16 protein-coding genes are annotated in these 18,095 nt (G+C 68.8%); 11 read left to right on the top strand and 5 right to left on the bottom strand.

What is annotated here, in order from left to right; translation table 11 throughout:
- Positions 1-233 precede the first annotated feature (233 nt).
- Positions 234-1,019, bottom strand: coding sequence for an IclR family transcriptional regulator (locus AVL48_RS06905; protein WP_061985955.1), 786 nt, complete (start codon positions 1,017-1,019; stop codon positions 234-236).
- Between the two features lie 153 nt (positions 1,020-1,172).
- On the opposite strand from AVL48_RS06905, the gene AVL48_RS06910 reads away from it, so the two are divergent.
- From AVL48_RS06910 to secA, 8 genes are all read left to right on the top strand, one after another.
- Positions 1,173-1,490: a bifunctional 3-phenylpropionate/cinnamic acid dioxygenase ferredoxin subunit gene (locus AVL48_RS06910; protein ID WP_061985953.1), complete on the top strand. Its 318-nt coding sequence runs from the start codon at positions 1,173-1,175 to the stop codon at positions 1,488-1,490.
- Complete coding sequence (locus tag AVL48_RS06915; RefSeq protein WP_061985951.1) at positions 1,487-2,623, top strand: NAD(P)/FAD-dependent oxidoreductase; 1,137 nt, start codon at positions 1,487-1,489, stop codon at positions 2,621-2,623. Before AVL48_RS06910 ends, AVL48_RS06915 begins: the two co-directional genes overlap by 4 nt.
- Before the next feature lie 111 nt (positions 2,624-2,734).
- The gene (gene mtrA, locus AVL48_RS06920) at positions 2,735-3,412 is read left to right on the top strand and encodes an MtrAB system response regulator MtrA (RefSeq protein ID WP_005150760.1); all 678 of its coding nucleotides are present in this window, start codon (positions 2,735-2,737) and stop codon (positions 3,410-3,412) included.
- A 94-nt stretch (positions 3,413-3,506) separates the two neighbouring features.
- Entirely contained in the window at positions 3,507-5,189 is a 1,683-nt protein-coding gene (gene mtrB / locus AVL48_RS06925) for an MtrAB system histidine kinase MtrB (RefSeq protein WP_061985949.1), read from the top strand.
- Positions 5,186-6,916, top strand: a complete 1,731-nt coding sequence (locus AVL48_RS06930; RefSeq protein ID WP_061985947.1) for an LpqB family beta-propeller domain-containing protein — start codon at positions 5,186-5,188, stop codon at positions 6,914-6,916. Before mtrB ends, AVL48_RS06930 begins: the two co-directional genes overlap by 4 nt.
- A gap of 546 nt (positions 6,917-7,462) precedes the next feature.
- On the top strand, positions 7,463-8,113 hold the full coding sequence (locus tag AVL48_RS06935) for a ComF family protein (RefSeq protein ID WP_061985945.1): 651 nt from the start codon (positions 7,463-7,465) through the stop codon (positions 8,111-8,113).
- 543 nt (positions 8,114-8,656) lie between these two features.
- Positions 8,657-9,349, top strand: coding sequence for a ribosome hibernation-promoting factor, HPF/YfiA family (gene hpf, locus AVL48_RS06940; RefSeq protein ID WP_061985943.1), 693 nt, complete (start codon positions 8,657-8,659; stop codon positions 9,347-9,349).
- Positions 9,350-9,598: 249 nt separating this feature from the next.
- Positions 9,599-12,427 (top strand): preprotein translocase subunit SecA, encoded by a 2,829-nt coding sequence (secA, locus tag AVL48_RS06945; RefSeq protein ID WP_061985941.1) that lies wholly within the window; start codon positions 9,599-9,601, stop codon positions 12,425-12,427.
- 53 nt (positions 12,428-12,480) lie between these two features.
- Here the strand turns inward: secA and AVL48_RS06950 are convergent, their stop codons facing one another.
- Positions 12,481-12,996: an Rv3235 family protein gene (locus AVL48_RS06950; RefSeq protein WP_061985939.1), complete on the bottom strand. Its 516-nt coding sequence runs from the start codon at positions 12,994-12,996 to the stop codon at positions 12,481-12,483.
- A gap of 89 nt (positions 12,997-13,085) precedes the next feature.
- On the opposite strand from AVL48_RS06950, the gene AVL48_RS06955 reads away from it, so the two are divergent.
- Entirely contained in the window at positions 13,086-13,526 is a 441-nt protein-coding gene (locus AVL48_RS06955) for an HAD-IA family hydrolase (RefSeq protein ID WP_143104844.1), read from the top strand.
- On the opposite strand, the gene AVL48_RS06960 is transcribed toward AVL48_RS06955, so the two are convergent.
- Positions 13,523-14,287, bottom strand: coding sequence for a TrmH family RNA methyltransferase (locus AVL48_RS06960; RefSeq protein WP_061985936.1), 765 nt, complete (start codon positions 14,285-14,287; stop codon positions 13,523-13,525). The genes AVL48_RS06955 and AVL48_RS06960 overlap by 4 nt on opposite strands.
- A 34-nt stretch (positions 14,288-14,321) precedes the next feature.
- Here AVL48_RS06960 and AVL48_RS06965 point away from each other — a divergent pair, with 34 nt between their 5' ends.
- Positions 14,322-15,728, top strand: coding sequence for a WS/DGAT/MGAT family O-acyltransferase (locus AVL48_RS06965; RefSeq protein WP_061985934.1), 1,407 nt, complete (start codon positions 14,322-14,324; stop codon positions 15,726-15,728).
- Positions 15,725-16,216 carry a DUF6912 family protein gene (locus AVL48_RS06970; protein ID WP_143104845.1) on the top strand — a complete coding sequence of 164 codons (492 nt, stop codon included), beginning with the start codon at positions 15,725-15,727 and terminating at the stop codon, positions 16,214-16,216. Before AVL48_RS06965 ends, AVL48_RS06970 begins: the two co-directional genes overlap by 4 nt.
- An 82-nt stretch (positions 16,217-16,298) precedes the next feature.
- Here the strand turns inward: AVL48_RS06970 and AVL48_RS06975 are convergent, their stop codons facing one another.
- Together AVL48_RS06975 and AVL48_RS06980 are read right to left on the bottom strand one after the other, a co-directional pair.
- The gene (locus AVL48_RS06975) at positions 16,299-17,183 is read right to left on the bottom strand and encodes an NAD-dependent epimerase/dehydratase family protein (protein WP_061985932.1); all 885 of its coding nucleotides are present in this window, start codon (positions 17,181-17,183) and stop codon (positions 16,299-16,301) included.
- Between the two features lie 60 nt (positions 17,184-17,243).
- Entirely contained in the window at positions 17,244-18,038 is a 795-nt protein-coding gene (locus AVL48_RS06980) for an SCO4651 family lipoprotein (protein WP_061985930.1), read from the bottom strand.
- Positions 18,039-18,095 lie beyond the last annotated feature (57 nt).

The following is an 18,095-nucleotide window of genomic DNA, read 5'->3' on the forward strand; positions in this document are numbered from 1 at the left end:
TGCCCCGGACGTCCACAGTGGACACGGGGCATCGGGGTGACCGGCGCTGTTGCGGATGAGGCACGGTGTTCCGTCTTCAGCAACAAAGTGCGGCACGTGCGGGCACGCTGTCAAGAGCCCGAAGAGGTCGGCTGCTTCAACCCGCGCGTGCAATGAAAGGCCCCTTCATTGCAAAATCTGCGAGGAAGGGGCCTTTCATTGCACGCCTGACGGTCGTGACCGGACCGGTCACCTCACTCGGTGAAGTACCCCAGCTGAGCCGAGAGATTCGCGGAGGCCTTGGTCAGTGGCCGCACGATCTGCCGTACCCGCTGCTTCGAGAGCCGGTACGAAGGACCGGACGCGCTCATCGCCGCGACGACCTCGCCCCCGGGGCCGCGAACCGGGACCGCGACCGCGTGCATCCCCAGCTCCAATTCCTCGAAGCAGGCCGCGTACCCGTCCTCGGTCACGCGCTCCAGTTCGGCGGTCAGCTCGTCCGGGTCGATCGTGGTCCGCGGCGTGAACTGTTCGAGTTTCCGCCGGAGCAAGCGTTTGCGCTCGACGTCGCCCATGTACGCGAGCAGGACCTTTCCGCTGGAGGTGGCGTGCAGCGGCGTGCGCTGGCCGGTCCAGTTCTGCGTCGTGATCGCGGCCGAGCCGCGGGCCTGGCTGATGTTGATCGCGACCCCGTCGTCGGCGATCGCGATGTTGACCGTTTCCCCGAGGGTTTCGGCCAGGCCCTGGCAGGTCTGCCTGCCGAGTTTCGCCAGATCCATCCGGCCGGTGGCGGCACCGGCGAGCCGGACGACGCCGAAACCGATCGCGTACTTGCCGCGCTCACCGAGCTGTTCGACGAGGCCGCGGTTTTCCAGGACGCTCAGCAGGCGCGAGGCCGTCGACTTGTGCACGCCGAGTTCGCCGGCGATCTCGGTGATCCCGGTTTCCCCATTGCGCGCCAGCAGTTCCAGCACGCTGATCGCGCGGTCGACGGACTGCACCTGACTGGGTGTTGCGTTCCCCGTGTCCTGGTTCCGCATGACGCAACAGTAGCCGTTTCGCCCGCATCCGCTCGGCTGAGTGGGCGAATCTCTTGACGTACTGTCTCCTCAGGGGTGATTGTTGCGCAGAGCACGTCTTGTCTCGTAATACGCAACATCAACAAACCGCCGGTCCTTTCCCCGGAGGCCCCGATGATCCGTGCCTGCTCCGTCTCCGAACTCCCCGAGGGTGAGGCTCTCCGTCTGGAGGGTCCTGTCCCCGTTTCGGTCTTCCACGCCGAGGGCGGCTATTACGCCCTCGACGACACCTGCACCCACCAGGACGCGTCGCTGGCCGACGGCTGGATCGAGGACTGCTTCGTCGAATGCCCGCTGCACGCCGCGCGGTTCGATCTGCGGACCGGCGTCCCGGCTTGCCTTCCCGCGAAGCACGCCGTGCGCACGTATCCGGTCGTCGTCGACGACGGCGTGATCTACGTGGACACCGAGGCGCGCCAGGAAGTGGCTTGAGAGCCGTCGCCGTCGTCGGCACGTCGCTGGCCGGACTCCGGTCGGCGCAGGAGCTGCGCGCGCAGGGCTTCGACGGACGGCTGGTGATGATCGGCGCGGAACCGCCGTACGACCGGCCGCAGCTGTCGAAGGATTTCTTGCTGGGCAAGGTTTCCGTCGAGGACCTCGCCCTCGTCGAGCAAGCCGGTCTCGACGACCTGGCGGCCGAATGGCACCTCGGCGCCCGCGCCGAACGGCTCACAGGTGATGGCGTGACACTCGGCGACGGCACGACGATCGCCGCGGACGGTTACGTCATCGCGACCGGCGCCGTGGCCAGAACCCTTGGCGCGGCAAGGAATCTGAAAGGCGTTCACACCCTGAGAACGCTCGACGACGCCGTCGCGCTGAAACGTGATCTCGCGACTGGGCCTGCTGCGGTGGTCGTCATCGGCGCGGGTTTCATCGGCGCGGAGGTCGCGTCCGCCTGCCGTCTGCTCGGTCACGACGTCACCGTCATCGAGGCGATGGCCGTCCCGCTCGCCTCGGTCGTCGGCCCGGAAATGGGCGCGGTGTGCGGTGGGCTGCATGCGGAAAACGGTGCCCGGTTGCTCACGGGCGTTCCCGTCGCGGGGTTCGCCGGAACCGATCGCGTGACCGGTGTGCGGCTCGCGGACGGCAGGGAGATCGCCGCCGATCTCGTCGTCGCCGGGGTGGGCGCGCGACCGGCCACCGAATGGCTGACCGGTTCCGGGCTCGCCGTCGACGACGGGGTGCTGGTCGATTCCGGCTGTGTCACAGCGAATCCCCGAGTGATCGCGGTGGGTGACGTCGCGCGGTACCACCGCCATCAGCGTGGCGGACGGCTCCGCGCCGAGCACTGGACGGCCGCGAACGAACAGCCCGGTGTCGCGGTCGCGAATCTGCTCGCCGGCGCGACCGTCACGCATTTCGCGCGACCCGGTTACTTTTGGTCCGATCAGTACGGACGCCGCATCCAGTTCGCCGGAGTGGCCACAGAAGACGTCCGGATCGTCGAGGGTGATGTCACGGCGAAGCGTTTCGTGGCGGCCTACTACCGCGAGGACGCCCTGACCGGTGTGTTCGCCATCGACTCTCCTCGCCCCTTCACCAGGCTCCGGCGCTCTCTCTAGGGCCCGAATGCCCTACTCGGATGGAGCAATTTGCCCGATCCGATGATCTTTCTGGTGGTCACATCGCCGGGTCGCGCGCTCGCGCGGGGAAACTAGTGCGAACATAGGTTTATGAAGGCACGTGTTCTGGTCGTCGACGACGACCCTGCTCTCGCGGAGATGCTCACCATCGTGCTGCGTGGGGAGGGGTTCGACACAGCCGTCGTGGCCGACGGCTCACGGGCGCTGCCCGCGCTTCGTGAGCTGAAACCGGATCTGGTCCTCCTCGACCTCATGCTGCCCGGCATGAACGGCATCGACGTCTGCAAGGCGATCCGGGCCGAGTCCGGTGTGCCGATCGTGATGCTCACCGCCAAGAGCGACACCGTGGACATCGTCCTCGGGCTCGAATCGGGTGCCGACGACTACGTGGTCAAGCCCTTCAAGCCGAAGGAGCTGGTGGCCCGGGTCCGCGCCAGGATGCGCCGCACCGAGGCCGAGCCCGCCGAGTCGCTGACGATCGGCGACCTCGCGATCGACGTCCCCGGCCACGAGGTGACCAGGGAGGGCAAGGCCATCCCGCTGACCCCGCTCGAGTTCGACCTCCTGGTCGCCCTCGCCCGCAAGCCGCGGCAGGTGTTCACCCGTGAGGTGCTGCTCGAGCAGGTGTGGGGTTACCGCCACGCCGCCGACACCCGGCTGGTGAACGTGCACGTCCAGCGTCTGCGCTCGAAGGTGGAGAAGGATCCGGAACACCCCGAGGTGGTGTTGACCGTTCGCGGCGTCGGATACAAGGCCGGCCCGCCGTGATCACCCCATGAGAGAACCTTCTCCTTCGATCGCCCAGGCTGAACCACCGGAGTCCCCACGGGATCCTCAGCCGAAAAGCGTGCTCCGAGCCACGATGCGCCAGATCCGGCGCATCGTGGTTTTCGTGCGCCGTAAAGCCGTCGCCTTCAACGAGCTGTGGCGGCATTCGCTGCAGTTCCGGGTCACGGTGTCCACCCTGGCGTTGTCGTCGGCCGTGGTGTTCGTGCTGGGCATGGTGCTGCAGAACCAGATCACCGAACGGCTGCTCGAAACCAAGCAGAACGCGGCGATCGCGCAGACCAGGGCGGTCGTCGAGACCGCGGCCAGCGAGCTGGTCGGCGTCGGTGCCGAAACACCCGAAGCGATGGTCGCGCGGCTGAAGAACGCGCTGAAGAAGATCTCCAGCACCACGACGTCGCAGGACGGCGCGGGTTCGGCCGCCGGCACCTTCGAACCGGTGCTGGCCGCGGGCGGCCGTGACCAGTCGAGCCAGCCGGTGGCCGCCGGTCCCTACGAGCGGGTGCCGGTGCGGCTGCGTCAGTTCGTGGAGACCGAGCAGGTCAGCTACCTGATGCACACGGTCACCGAACCGGACGGCGGCAAGACGACGTATCTGATCGTCGGCGCCCCGGTGACCACCGTGATCAATCCGCTCCAGCTCTATTTGCTCTACCCGCTCACCAGCGAGCAAAACACCGTCTCGACCGTGCAGAACACGCTGCTCGTCGGCTGTCTCGTGCTGCTGCTCCTGCTGGCCGGGATCACGAACCTGGTCACCCGGCAGGTGGTGCGGCCGGTGCGGCAGGCCGCCGCGGCGGCCGAAGGATTCGCCGGTGGCGACCTGGACCAGCGGCTCGCCGTGCTCGGCGAGGACGATCTCGCCAAACTCGCCGTGTCCTACAACGAGATGGCCGCGAGCATCCAGCGGCAGATCCGGCAGCTGGAGGACTTCGGCGGACTGCAGCGCCGGTTCACCTCCGACGTCTCGCACGAACTGCGCACCCCGCTGACCACCGTCCGGATGGCCGCCGACGTGCTGCACGCGTCCCGCGAGCAGTTCCCCGCCGGTCTCGCCCGCTCCACCGAACTGCTGGTCGACGAGCTCGACCGGTTCGAAGCCCTGCTCGGCGATCTGCTGGAGATCAGCAGGCTCGACGCGGGGGTCGAGGAGCTCTCGGCCGAGCTGATCGACGTCCGGCCGATCGCGACCAGGGCCGTCGAACAGGTCCGGGTGATCGCGGGCAACGCGGGCAGTTCGGTCGAGCTGGTACTGCCGGACGAAGAGGCGGCCGCCGAGGTCGACGCGCGCCGCGTCGAGCGGATCCTGCGCAACCTGCTGGCCAACGCGGTGGACCACAGCGAAGGGAAGCCGGTGGTCCTCACACTGGCGGTGAACGAGACCGCGATCGCCATCACCGTGCGCGACCACGGCGTCGGGCTCCGCCCCGGTGAGGCGGAACTGGTCTTCAACCGGTTCTGGCGCGCCGACCCGTCCCGCAACCGCCGGACCGGCGGCACCGGGCTCGGCCTCGCGATCAGTCAGGAGGACGCGCGGTTGCACGGCGGCGTACTCGACGCGTGGGGCGAGACCGGCCACGGCGCCTGTTTCCGGCTCGTACTGCCGCGACGGCAGGACACGCCGATGGGGGAGAGCCCGCTGGTGCTGCCGCCGCCCGATCACAAGGCGACCGACTCGCACGGTCTGTCGTCCGGATTGCTCGAAGTCCGCCCGGCGCCCGAGGCGATCCTCGCCGAATCCGAGGAGGTCGGCCGATGAAACGGCTGCTGACCCTGCTCGCGGTGTTCCTGCTGGTCGCCGGTTGCGCGAACATCCCGCTCGAATCCCAGCCCGTCGTCGTCTCCGGGGACAAACCCGCGCAAGCGCCGGTGGACGTCCCCGAACCGGCGGCCGGGATCGACTCGCTGACCGTCACCCGCCAGTTCATCCGCAACTCCGCGACGCCGGGCACGGCGAACGCCGACGCGCGGGTCTACCTCGACGACGAGGCCCGGCGCACCTGGAAGCCGTCGCCGGGGCTGACGATCATCGACGACACCTTCGGCACCGTCTACGACACATCGTCACCGCAGGAGAACCCGGACGAGCAGCTGGTGAACGTCCGCGGGTTCAAACTCGGCACCCTGAGCCCCGACAACGCGTTCATCCCGCAGAAGGCCGAATACTCGCAGCAGTTCAAGCTGCGGAAGCAGGCGAACGGCCAGTGGCGGATCGTGGATCCGCCGCAGGATCTCGCGATCACCGACGAGGATTTCTCGGTCAACTACTTCCGGGTGCCGATCCGGTTCTACTCACCCGATTCCGGCACCTTCGTCCCCGACCTCCGGTATGTCGCGGCGAAACCGCAGTCCGGACTGCCGGGCCGGGTGATGGACCTGGTGCTGCAGGGACCGTCGGAAGGGCTGAAGGGCGCGGTCAAGGACCTGCTCGCCGATCAGGTCACCACCGACACGAACGTGCGCAGCACGGACGACGGGACCTTGGACGTCGCGCTGACCGGTATCGGCGGGGCCAGCCTCGCGGACCGGACCCTGATCGCCGCGCAGATCGTCCTCTCGCTGCAGACGGTGACGCTGAGCCGGATCCGGTTGCTGGCCGACGGCACCGCGCTGGTGCCGGACCACGAGTACTGGCGCTCCAGCGACCTTCCCGCGTACAACACGGAGATCGAGCCCAATCTGGAGCTGAAGGGGCTGATGACCGTCAACGGGCGGGTCCGGTCCCTCGGCGACGGGGCCCCGGTCGGGGGACCGGCGGGCAATGGCGGGTACAAGGTCGTCAGCGCCGCGCAGTCCGTCGACGGCAAACGGCTCGCGGTGGTCGAAGAGCGCGACGGCAGGCAGTGGCTGCGGGTCGGCGATCTCGGCCACGACCTCGGCTCGGTCGAACTGTTCGGGGGCAGCCTGAGCCGTCCGACCTGGCGTCCGGTCCCGCGCGGCAGCGGCGGGGTCTCGGGCGAGGTCTGGACGGTCGTCGACCACAACACCGTCGCCAGGGTCACCCTCGCCGCGGACGGCCGCTGGGTGAAGGCGGGCGTCGACGCGACCATGCTCACCGGACTCGGCCAGATCACCGAACTGCGGCTCTCCCGCGACGGGTCGCGGCTGGCCGCGGTGGTCAACGGGCAGCTGGTGATCGCCTCGATCGTGCGGACGGCGGATTCGGTGGCCCTGCGCTCGCCTCGCTCGCTGCAGGAACGCCAGCTCAAGGACGTCGTCGACGTCGACTGGGCGACTCAGGACCACCTGATCGTCGCGACGTCGTCGAGCACCCTGCCGGTGGTCAAGGTGCCGTTGGACGGGCAGCGGATGGACGCCTTCAACAGCTCGAACCTCACTCCGCCGGTGCACGGCGTCACCGCGGCGCCGAACCGGCAGAACCTGGTCGCGGACGCGGGCGGGCTGTGGGTCGCCTCCGAACTGGGCGAGGTCTGGCGGCCGCAGGCGCACACCGTCACCGAGGCGGACCCCTTCTACCCGGGCTGAGCTCGCTCCGTTCGCGCGTGAAGACCCTCTTGTGTCCGTGAAGGAATTGGGACACTCAACGTCCCGATTCTTCACAGATACGCTCGACGGCCCGCCGAGAAATCTCGACCCCCACAGTCCCGGCAAAGTTGCGATCTTGCAGGTCAGGCGACTATTCCTGCACTGTCGCGGGGTCGCACGCATCGGCGGTGGAGCTTGATCAACGGAAGATCACGGACACTCAACGTCCCCGATCTTCCGTTGATCAAGAACGAGTCGCCCGCACCCGGCACACTCCGCCGCCGCAAGGACGAGGCCTTCACCGGCTCGGTGGCTCGAAGCGTCACCGAAGCTCTTGGCTGGCTCGGTACCGCCGCACTTACCCACTCGGAGGGAGCAAGGGACCTTTAGTATCGCTAGCTTTTCTAGCAACGCTAGCCACAGCTACGGGTCCTTCTTCTCGGCTGCGGTCATGACCGGTCACCTTGGGTCCCAAACCGTCCAAAGCGGACCTGTCACGACACGAGCCGCCCGGAAACCGTCGGTGCCCCCGAAGACACTCGCCCCATGTCCGAAATCCTGGATCTCCTCATCCCCGCCCGCTGTGCTTCCTGTGGCGCGCCCGGCGCCCCGTGCTGCCCGGTCTGCCAAGCCGTTTGGGGTTCGCTCAGCGAGATAACGCGCGCCCCGATGGCCGGCCTCGTCCCGGTCTACGCCTTGGCCCGCTACGCCGACGAAGCCCGCCGTCTGATCCTCGCCTACAAGGAACGCGGCCGACGCGATCTCGCGCCGTCCCTGGGCCGGGCCGTAGCCGAAGCCCTGCCTCTGCTCCCCACTGGACAGGACGCCGGATGGTGGCTCGTCCCGGTTCCGTCGAGGCGGCACGCCTCCCGTGTCCGAGGTGGACCGCATATCCGACGGGTGGCCGAGGAGTGCGCGAAAATCCTTTCGCATAAGGGGAAACGAGCGACAGTGGCACCCGTGCTCAGCCTCCGGGCCGGCGTCCGCGACGCCGCGAGGCTCACCAGGGCCGAGCGTGCGGCGAACCTGGACGGACGGGTCCGCATCGCCTCCGAGGCCGTCCCGCCGAAGGGGGCACCGGTCATTCTTCTCGACGACGTGATCACAACCGGAGCGACTGCCGCCGCTTGTACGAAACTTTTGGCCGCAAGCGGAATTCACGTTCAGGCCGTGGTCGCGCTGGCCGCCGCCGGGTGATCACGAGGTCACCTACAAGAGTGATGAATGGCCGGGAACGAGAATGGGTACAAGGGCGTTGACGGGATATGAGGAAGCTACCGAGGAACACTCCGGCAGCCCGCCACTCCACCGGGGTGGCGGCGGATTCCCCGGGTAGCGTCACCCTCGGCTTTTTCCTGTCCGAAGGCTTGCGCCGTCCGCGTGAAAAGAAATCACGGGGACGACGCCCGACAGGCCGGATTGTCCCGCTGTCCACCGCTCCGTCGTCGCGTGCGGTGACGAGGTCTCACGTCGTGATATCCCCCGGCTCGGGGGCTGTTGCTCGCGGCATGATGCGGCTAACGTGCAGCGCTATCAGCAATCCCGGCAGGCAGGGAGGTGACCAGCCCATGTCCCTGGCGCCGGAGCCGCGCTGAGTCCGCGCTCGGACATCCGCCACGAGACGTCGTGACCGCATGCCGAGTTCTCTCACCGCCCGCGATCCGGGCTTCGTCCCCGCTTTACCGGCGCCCTAGTGAACACATCTACAGCTCGCAGTCATTTCAGCGAGGGAGGTCGTGTATGGACATCGTCGTTAAGGGCCGCAACGTGGAGGTGCCCGACCACTATCGGGCACTCGTCAGCGAAAAGCTGGCCCGGCTAGAGCGCTACGACAAGAAGGTCATCCGTTACGACGTGGAACTCTTCCACGAGCCCAATCGCCGGCAGTCCAAGAACTGCCAGCGGGTCGAAATCACCGGGAAGGGACGGGGCCCCGCCGTACGCGCTGAAGCGTGTGCAGGCGACTTCTACGCAGCGCTGGATTCCGCACTCAACAAGCTCGAAAACAGGTTGCGGAAGACACACGACCGACGGCGCGTGCACTACGGCCGCAGCCGCCCGGAATCCGTCGCCGAGGCGACTTCGATCGCGGTCGCCGGTGGGATGACCACCGACACCCGACATCTGGCAGGCACCGCTGTGCTCGAAGCGCCAGAGGCCGAACCCATGGCCGACGGTTTCGCTGTCGAGAGCGGTGACGAGTTCGAGCTGCCCCAGCAGCAGCGCTGGGATGACGGGGTGACCGAACATCAGCCCGGTCGCGTCGTCCGCGAGAAGAAACACGACGCGGTACCGATGACGGTGGACCAGGCCCTCTACGAGATGGAACTGGTCGGCCACGACTTCTACCTCTTCAACGACTCCGACGCCGGTTGCCCGAGCGTCGTCTATCGGAGGCGAGGCTTCGACTACGGCGTCATCCGGCTGAGTTAGCCGGCCCCTCCGACCACCACAACGTCCACGACGGCGGCCCGCACGTGCTCGCGTGCGGGCCGCCGCCGTGTCCGGATCAAGCTCGATACGACCCCGTCCCGTCAAGTACCGACAGACGGTGCGTGCGCGAACACCGAGGTGTTCCCTACGATGGGGGTCGGACGGTGGTGCGTACCAGGTACCACCGCGCACGAGATTGCCCGGGACCGGCTCGGGTGCGATCACAAATCAGCTAGTGAGGTCGACCGGATGGTGCTGAACCGCCTGCTCCGCGCGGGCGAGGGCAAAATGGTGAAGCGGCTGCGTAACATCGCCGATCACATCAACACCCTCGAAGACGACGTCAAGGAACTTTCGGACACGGCGCTGCGGGCGAAGACCGACGAGTTCCGTAAGCGGCACGCGGACGGCGAGTCACTCGACGACCTCCTGCCGGAGGCGTTCGCGGTGGCGAGGGAGGCCGCCTGGCGCGTGCTCGGCCAGCGGCCCTACGACGTCCAGCTGATGGGCGGCGCCGCGCTGCACCTCGGCCAGGTCTCCGAGATGAAGACCGGTGAGGGCAAGACCCTGACCCAGGTCCTTCCCGCGTACCTGAACGGGCTGTCCGGCAAAGGCGTGCACGTCATCACGGTGAACGACTACCTCGCCAAACGTGACGCCGAGTGGATGGGCCGCATCCACCGCTTCCTCGGCCTCGAGGTCGGGATCATCCTGGCCGACCAGACCCCCGAGGTCCGCCGTCAGCAGTACGCCGCCGACATCACGCACGGCACGAACAACGAGTTCGGCTTCGACTACCTCCGCGACAACATGGCGTGGAGCCTCGACGACTGCGTGCAGCGTGGCCACAACTTCGCGATCGTCGACGAGGTGGACTCCATCCTCATCGACGAGGCCAGGACGCCGCTGATCATCTCCGGCCCGGCCGACCAGTCCTCGCGCTGGTACATCGAGTTCGCGCGGATGACCCCGCTGATGAAGCCGGACATCCACTACGAGGTCGACATCCGCAAGCGCACCGTCGGTGTCACCGAGAAGGGTGTCGCCTTCGTCGAGGACCAGCTCGGCATCGACAACCTCTACGAAGCCGCGAACACGCCGCTGGTCGGCTACCTGAACAACGCGCTGAAGGTCAAAGAGCTCTACAAGCGGGACAAGGACTACATCGTCCGCGACGGCGAAGTCCTCATCGTCGACGAGTTCACCGGCCGCATCCTGCACGGCCGCCGCTACAACGAGGGCATGCACCAGGCGATCGAGGCCAAGGAAGGCGTCGAGATCAAGGCCGAGAACCAGACACTCGCCACGATCACGCTGCAGAACTACTTCCGGCTCTACGACAAGCTGTCGGGGATGACCGGTACCGCCGAGACCGAAGCGGCCGAGTTCCACCAGACCTACAAGCTGGGTGTGGTGCCGATCCCGACCAACAAGCCGATGGTCCGCGTGGACCAGGCCGACCTGATCTACAAGACCGAGCAGGCCAAGTTCGAGGCCGTCGCCGAGGACATCGCCGAGCGGCACGAGAAGGGCCAGCCGGTGCTGGTCGGCACCACGAGTGTCGAGAAGTCCGAGCATCTGTCGAAGCTGCTGCTCAAGCTGGGTGTCCCACACGAGGTCCTCAACGCGAAGCACCACGACCGGGAGGCGCTGATCGTCGCCCGCGCGGGGCGCAAGGGCGCGGTCACGGTCGCCACCAACATGGCGGGCCGCGGTACCGACATCGTGCTCGGCGGCAACCCGGACATCATCGCCGACGAGGTGCTGCGCCAGCGTGGCCTCGACCCGGTGGAGCACTCGGAGGAGTACGAGGCCGCCTGGCCCAAGGTCCTCGAAGAGATCCAGGCGGAGGCCAAGGCCGAGGCCGAGGAGGTCCGCGAAGCAGGCGGTCTGTACGTGCTCGGCACCGAGCGCCACGAGTCCCGCCGGATCGACAACCAGCTCCGCGGTCGTTCCGGCCGTCAGGGCGACCCCGGCGAGTCCCGCTTCTACCTGTCGCTCGGCGACGAGCTCATGCGCCGCTTCAACGCGTCGATGGTCGAGCGCGTCATGACGACCATGCGGCTGCCCGACGACGTGCCGATCGAGCACAAGATGGTCTCCAAGGCGATCAAGAGCGCGCAGACGCAGGTCGAACAGCAGAACATGGAGATCCGCAAGAACGTCCTCAAGTACGACGAGGTCATGAACGAGCAGCGCAAGGTGATCTACGCCGAGCGCCTGCGCGTCCTCGAGGGCGAGGATCTGCGCGAGCAGATCGAGCACATGCTGGTCGACGTCATCAACGCGTACGTCACCGAGGAGACCTCGTCGGGCTACGCCGAGGACTGGGACCACGAGAAGCTGTGGACGGCGCTCAAGACGCTGTACCCGGTCGGGGTCACCTGGGAAGAGCTCACCGAGGACGACGACCTCGACGCCGAAGGGCTTCGCGAGGCGCTGCTCAAGGACGCTCACCGCGCGTATGACGCGCGCGAGGCCGAGATCGACGCCAAGGTGGGCGAAGGCGCGATGCGCAGCCTGGAGCGTCAGGTGATGCTGACCGTGCTCGACCGCAAATGGCGTGAGCACCTCTACGAGATGGACTATCTCAAGGAGGGCATCGGCATGCGGGCCCTGGCCCAGCGCGATCCGGTCATCGAGTACCAGCGCGAGGGCTACGACATGTTCCGCGCGATGCTGGAGTCGCTGAAGGAGGAGGCCGTCGGCTTCCTGTTCAACCTCCAGGTCGAGCAGGCCGAGCCCGCCGCGCCGTCGCCGGAGTCCGCGGCCGCGCTGCCCGCCGGTGTCGCGTCCGGGAACGGCCAGGCCAACGGCAATGGCCGCCACGCCCGTCCGACGCCTCCGCAGGGGCCGGCTACCGACACCGAATCCGTGCCGTCCGCCTTGCGCGGCAAGGGGCTCGGCGGCGGTTCGCGGTCCGGGCTGACCATGTCGGGCCCGTCCGAGGACGGCGGCGTCGAGTCGCATTCGGACAGCGCCGCCGGTGACGCCGGTGACCAGAGCGGGACCCGCCGGGAGCGTCGCGCCGCGCAGCGCGCCTCCCAGAAGAAGGGCAAGAAGGGCCCGCGCCGCTAACACAAGCCGAAGGGGGCCTTTTCCGCGCAGGACGGCGGAGAAGGCCCCCTTTGTCATGCCGCCAGGCGAAGCGCGGAAACTCGGCGCGGTGGCTTCAGCAACTGGAAACGGGTGCACACCCAGCCGGTCGGCGTCCGCTCGAAGCGTGCGGCCAGTGCGAGGCAGCGACTGTTCTGCTCGACGGTCGCGCAGGCCTCGATGACCCCGTCCGCCGGATGACACAGGTGGATCGACTTCGGCCGGTAGCCACCCGGCGGACGGCGACGGGCGCGGTCCAGCAGGACGCGGTGGAGCGCCGGGTCGAGGATCGGCTGCACCTGGACCGCCGGACGGCGCCCGTCACAGGCCTCCAGGATGGTGGTCAGCAGCCTGCCCACCTGCCGCCCGTCCAGCGCGTCGGGCTCCTGCCGGGGCACCGGTGTCCGCGCGGGCTCTCCGCCGGGCAGCGGCAGATCCAGCACGAGCTGGTTGTCCGGTGGCGGTACCCGGTGGGTCAGCGGATCCGGGCGGATCGTCGTCCGGTAAGCCGGTTCACACGGTTTCAGCCGTCTCAGTACGTACGAAGCCATCAGGTGGTCCCCCTTCGCGGCCCCCTCGGCCGCGCCAGCAATTAAGGGGCCGAAGCTGGCCGAGAAGACGACAGGAACCCCCCGAGAGGATGAAACGGGCGGTAATCGCTTGTGGACGGCCGGGGTACCGTTGGGTGGTGCTGAAAGGGCTGGTCGTCGACTACGTAGGAGTGCTCACGGACGCCGACGCGGATCAGCTGTATGCCTTCCTGCGGGCCGCCAGGGAACGCGGCATCAAAACGGCCTTGCTCTCGAACGCTCCCGGCGCGTCGGACGAGGCCAAGCAGGCGCTGGACCCGTTCTTCGACGCGCTCGTCTTCTCGGGCGAGGTCGGCGTCGCCAAACCCGAGCGCGAGGTCTACCTGCTCACCGCCGGGCTGCTCGACCTGCCCGCCGACCGGTGCGTCTTCGTCGACGACGCCGCGCACAACGTCCGCGCCGCGGTGGCGGCCGGGATGGCGGGGGTGCACCACACATCGGTCGAGGAGACCCTGACCGAACTCAGCGCCCTTTTCGCGGGGGACCGCTAACCGCCGGCCCGCCGGACCAGCTCGAACGACAGCACGGCGGCCGCCGCGGAGACGTTGAGCGACTCCACCTCACCCGGCATCGGGATCGACACCCACTCCGTCACCAGCTCGCCGACTTCCGCGCTGACGCCGTTCGTCTCCCCGCCCAGCACGAACGCCGCGCGCTGCGGCAGCTCGACGTCGAACACCGAAGCGCGTGCCGAAGCACCCAGCGCGTAGAGCCCGTACCCGGCTTCGGTCAGCATTTCGGCGGCCTCGCGCGCGCTGCCGCAGCGCAGCACCGGCGCGCGGAACGCGACTCCGGCGGAGGCCTTCACCACCATCGGGTCGAGGGCGGCGACGCCGCGCCGCGGCACCACGACCCCTTCCAGCCCGGCGGCGGTCGCCGTGCGCAGGATCATCCCGACGTTCGCCGGGGTGGTGATCCCGTCGAGCAGCAGCACCCGCGACGGCGACCTGCCGTCGGAGAGGGCGGCGTGCAGCGACCGCATCCGCGGCGCGACGACGTCGGCGAGGACGCCCTGGTCCTGCTTGCCGTTGCCTGCCAGCACCTTGACGCGGTGCGCGCTCGCCCGCCGCACCGGTACCCCGGCGGCCTTGGCGGCACGCTGGATCTCGGCGGCGTTCGGCCCGCGCACGGTGTCGGCGAGAATCACCTTGTCCACCTCGAGCGCCGCGTCGTCCAATGCCTCGAGCACCGGTTTCCGCCCGTACACCGTCAGGAACCGGTCCTTCGGCGAAATCACCGACTCATCACCCACACCGGCGAGTGTCCCACTATGTAAGGATCGGCTCATGCCCGACCGCCTCTCCGCGCTGGACGCCTCGTTCCTGTACGTGGAAGACCACTCGACCCCGATGCACGTCGGCGGCGTGGCGATCTTCGAACGGCCGCGCGACGGTGTCACCTACGAGCAGCTGCTGGACCTGATCGGGCAGCGCCTCTCGTTCCTGCCGCGTTACCGGCAGCGGGTGCTGGAAGTACCCGGTCACCTCGCCCGGCCGGTGTGGGTCGACGACGTGGATTTCGATCTCCACTACCACGTCCGCCGGTCCGCGCTGCCGCAGCCGGGTTCCGACGGTCAGCTGTTCGATCTCGTGGCCCGGCTCATGTCGAGGCGGCTCGATCCGGGAAGGCCGCTTTGGGAGGCGTACTTCGTCGAGGGGCTCGCGGGGGACCGCGTCGCGCTGGTGACCAAGACGCATCAGTCCGTTGTGGACGGGCTGGGCACCATCGAGCTCGGGCAGCTGATCCTCGACGCCACCCCGCAGGAGCCGGAACCCTTCGAAGACAACTGGCATCCGCGCCGCGAGCCGAGCCGGACGCAGCTGATCCTCGACGCGGTCGCCGAGACCGTGCAGCGCCCGACCGAACTGGTCGAGAACGTCCGGTCCATCGCCCACGACGCCGCCGCGATGGCGGGCAAGGTCACCGAGACGGTCGGCGACGTCGCGTCGGCGCTGAAGACCATGGTCCATCCGGCGCCGTCCGGGCCGCTCAACGTCCGCACGTCCGGCGGCCGCGTGTTCGCCGTGGTCCGCACGCGGCTGGAGGACTTCCGCAAGGTCCGCGCCGCGCACGGCGGCACGGTCAACGACGTCGTGCTGGCCGCGATCACCGGCGCGCTGCGGGAATGGCTGCTCTCCCGCGGCTCGCACCTGACCGCGACGACCACGGTGCGCGCGCTGGTCCCGATGGCCGTGCGTGACGCCGAGACGGCCGAGTACTCGACGCCGGCGCTGGTCGGGAACCAGGTCGACGCCTACCTGATCGACCTCCCGGTCGGCGAGCCGAACGCCGTCCTGCGGCTGCAGCACATCGGCCACGCGATGGCGGATCACCTCGACTCCGGCCGGTCGGTCGCCGCCCGCGGGCTGCTGACGGTCGGCGGCTTCGCGCCCGCGACGCTGCATTCGCTGGGCGCACGGGCCGCCGGATCGATGTCGGGGCGCATCTTCAACGTGCTGATCACGAACTCGCCGGGCCCGCAGGTGCCGCTCTACGCGGGACAGGCGAAGATGGTGGAGATGTACCCGGTCATGCCGCTGGTGCGCAATCAGGCGCTGGCGATCGGGGTCACCTCGTATCACGGGGGTGTCTACTTCGGACTGAACGGCGACCGCAAGGCCGTGTCCGATGTGGACCTGCTCGCCGGGATGATCGAGGAATCGTTGGAAGAGCTGAAGGGTGCGCACTGGTGAGGGTCTATCTACCCGGGACGATCGCGATGCTCCGTGATCTCGAAACCGCCGGTGAATTCCGGGCGCGCAGCGGCACCGGGTTCGCGCTGACCCCGGCGTTGCGGGAGTCCTACGCCAGCGGCTCCGACGAGGAACTCGAGTACGCCGCGCTGCTCGACGCGGCCAGGGCGTCGCTCCGGCTGATCGCGGCCGAGGAGAAGCCCGAGCCGCGGCGGGTGGTGATCTCGGCCGACGTCGACGACGTCACGCTGCGTCCGGATCTCGACGCCGCCGTCGTCCGGCTGTCCGGGCCGGTGAAGATCGCCGACGTCGCCGCGATCCACGTCGACGCGGCCGAGGCCGCCGAGTCCGTGCAGGCCGCGGCCGCGGTGATCGACCAGGCCGACCTCGGCGACCCGGACGCGGAGTTCACCCTCGGCGACGCCGAAGACCACGAACTCGCCTGGTACGCGCCCCAGGAACTCCCTTTCCTGCTCGAACTTCTCTGATCCTCGCGTTTCGTCCTCTGAATGCGGTCCTTGCCCGCGCAACTACCGCATTCAGAGGACGAAACGCCCCAGGGGAGGGAAGCTAGAACCAGGAAGGGCGGGGTACCGGGCGTTCGGGGCGCCATCCGGTCGCCTCGGTGAGCCGGGTCGAGACGACCCGCTGCGAACGCGCCAGTACCGACATCACGCCCAGCCGGTCCGCCAGCCACTTCGGCAGCGCGCGTGCTCGCCGGACACCGGCCGCGGCGGCCATCGCCGCGCCGAGTTCCTGTTTCCGCACCGGATCCGCCGCCAGGTTGTAGACGCCGCTCGGTGCCCGCAGTGCCGCGATCGCCCCCGCCGCCGCGTCGTCCGGGTGGATGGGCGCGGTCCAGTCGGTCCGGCGACCGATGATCAGCGGCGCACCACGCCGCGCGGCCGCCAGCATCGTCCTGGTCATCGCGTCGTCGCCGACCAGGTTCCCGATCCGCAGCCGGATCGCGGTGCGGCCCTCGGCCGCCAGTTCCGCGACGTTCGCGTGCGCCACCGTCGAGGACGCGATGTTGTCGCGAAGCGAGAGAGGCGCGTCCTCGTCGAGTTCGCGATCGCCGCCGTCGGCGTAGACGAACGAAATCCCCTCCTGCACGACGACTCCCACCTCGTCGACCTGGCGAACGGCGGCCGCGAGCGTCCTGCTGCCCTCGATCCGCACGCGGTCGTTCTCCGCCCAGCCGGACGGCCTCATCGCCCGGCGAGCGTCCGGGATCCGGGTCGCGACGTTGACCACCGCGTCGTGCCCGCGCAGCGCCGCGGCCAGGGAATCGACGTCGAACAACGAGCCCGTCACCGGTTTCGCACCGGTCGCGCGCACGGCCGCGACCCGGTCCTCGCCGCGGGCCAGCCCGCTCACCTCGTGGCCCTCGGCCAGCAGACGCCGCACCAGCGGCCGTCCCAGCACGCCCGTCGCCCCGATCACCATCACGCGCATGTTCGTCCTCCTGTTCGCCTTCACGATGGGGACGGGACGCGCGCGAGGAACGTGACAAGGTCAACCGCCCGGGAGCTCGCCGATCTGGTCCGGCGGCGGTGCCTGGATATCGGCCTGCGTGCCCCACTCGGTGTAGCGCGTGACGATCCGGGCCATCGCGCTGTCCGGGGCCCCCGAAGCGGCGAGGACGGGGGCGAGGTCGAGCATCACCTGCAGCGGCCTGCGCGCGTCGTCGAGCCAAAGTTCCATGGGGAGCTTCCCGAGCTTGCCGCCCAGCTCCCCGACGGCCTCGGCCGACAACCCCGCGGGCAGATCGCCGCCCAGCGCGGCCACGTCGATGTCCAACCGGTAGCGCTCGGCGGACGCGCCGTCGAGTTCGGTGCGCCCGGACTCGATGAGGGTGCCCGCGCGCCGGACCTGGTCGAGCGCGCGACCGGGATCGTTCTGCTTCGCCAGCTGGTCGATACTGCCCCCGGCGACCTGTGAGAACGGGTCCGCGCCGTCGGCGGACACCTTGACCCACGGCTTGCCGCCGGGAACGTCCTCACGGGCGCTTTCGGGCACCTTGGCGAAGACGATCTTGTCGACCAGGCGGAGTTCGAGCGGTTCGCCGAGGAAGTCCGTGGTCATGGCCAGCGCGGTACCCGCTCGCGCGACCCGGGCCTGCCCTTGGCTCTTCGAGCGCATCGCCCCCGCGGTGACGTCCGTGGCGAACTTCGCGGCCTTGCCGTCGATGGCGGACGTGGTCCCGTCCGCGAGAGCGCGGGCGTCGGCGAACGCGACGGTTTCGCCGTCACAAGCGCCGAGCAGCGCACCGAGTACGAACACGACGGTGGACAGGGCCGTTCTCCGCATGAGGACCTGCTTTCAAGTGCGGGTACCCAAGCGAAACACAGCCGCGGGCCGCCCCCC

The organism is Amycolatopsis regifaucium (assembly GCF_001613935.1).
Taxonomy (GTDB): Bacteria; Actinomycetota; Actinomycetes; order Mycobacteriales; family Pseudonocardiaceae; genus Amycolatopsis; species Amycolatopsis regifaucium.

Excerpts from the sequence above, each read along its gene's own strand:
- secA (WP_061985941.1), top strand. The coding sequence starts at position 9,599 with ATGGTGCTGAACCGCCTGCTCCGCGCGGGCGAGGGCAAAATGGTGAAG.
- mtrB (WP_061985949.1), top strand. The coding sequence starts at position 3,507 with ATGCGCCAGATCCGGCGCATCGTGGTTTTCGTGCGCCGTAAAGCCGTC.
- mtrA (WP_005150760.1), top strand. The coding sequence starts at position 2,735 with ATGAAGGCACGTGTTCTGGTCGTCGACGACGACCCTGCTCTCGCGGAG.
- AVL48_RS06905 (WP_061985955.1), bottom strand. The coding sequence starts at position 1,019 with ATGCGGAACCAGGACACGGGGAACGCAACACCCAGTCAGGTGCAGTCC.
- AVL48_RS06955 (WP_143104844.1), top strand. The coding sequence starts at position 13,086 with ATGAAACGGGCGGTAATCGCTTGTGGACGGCCGGGGTACCGTTGGGTG.
- AVL48_RS06965 (WP_061985934.1), top strand. The coding sequence starts at position 14,322 with ATGCCCGACCGCCTCTCCGCGCTGGACGCCTCGTTCCTGTACGTGGAA.
- AVL48_RS06910 (WP_061985953.1), top strand. The coding sequence starts at position 1,173 with ATGATCCGTGCCTGCTCCGTCTCCGAACTCCCCGAGGGTGAGGCTCTC.
- AVL48_RS06930 (WP_061985947.1), top strand. The coding sequence starts at position 5,186 with ATGAAACGGCTGCTGACCCTGCTCGCGGTGTTCCTGCTGGTCGCCGGT.
- AVL48_RS06980 (WP_061985930.1), bottom strand. The coding sequence starts at position 18,038 with ATGCGGAGAACGGCCCTGTCCACCGTCGTGTTCGTACTCGGTGCGCTG.
- AVL48_RS06935 (WP_061985945.1), top strand. The coding sequence starts at position 7,463 with ATGTCCGAAATCCTGGATCTCCTCATCCCCGCCCGCTGTGCTTCCTGT.
- AVL48_RS06950 (WP_061985939.1), bottom strand. The coding sequence starts at position 12,996 with ATGGCTTCGTACGTACTGAGACGGCTGAAACCGTGTGAACCGGCTTAC.
- AVL48_RS06975 (WP_061985932.1), bottom strand. The coding sequence starts at position 17,183 with ATGCGCGTGATGGTGATCGGGGCGACGGGCGTGCTGGGACGGCCGCTG.
- hpf (WP_061985943.1), top strand. The coding sequence starts at position 8,657 with ATGGACATCGTCGTTAAGGGCCGCAACGTGGAGGTGCCCGACCACTAT.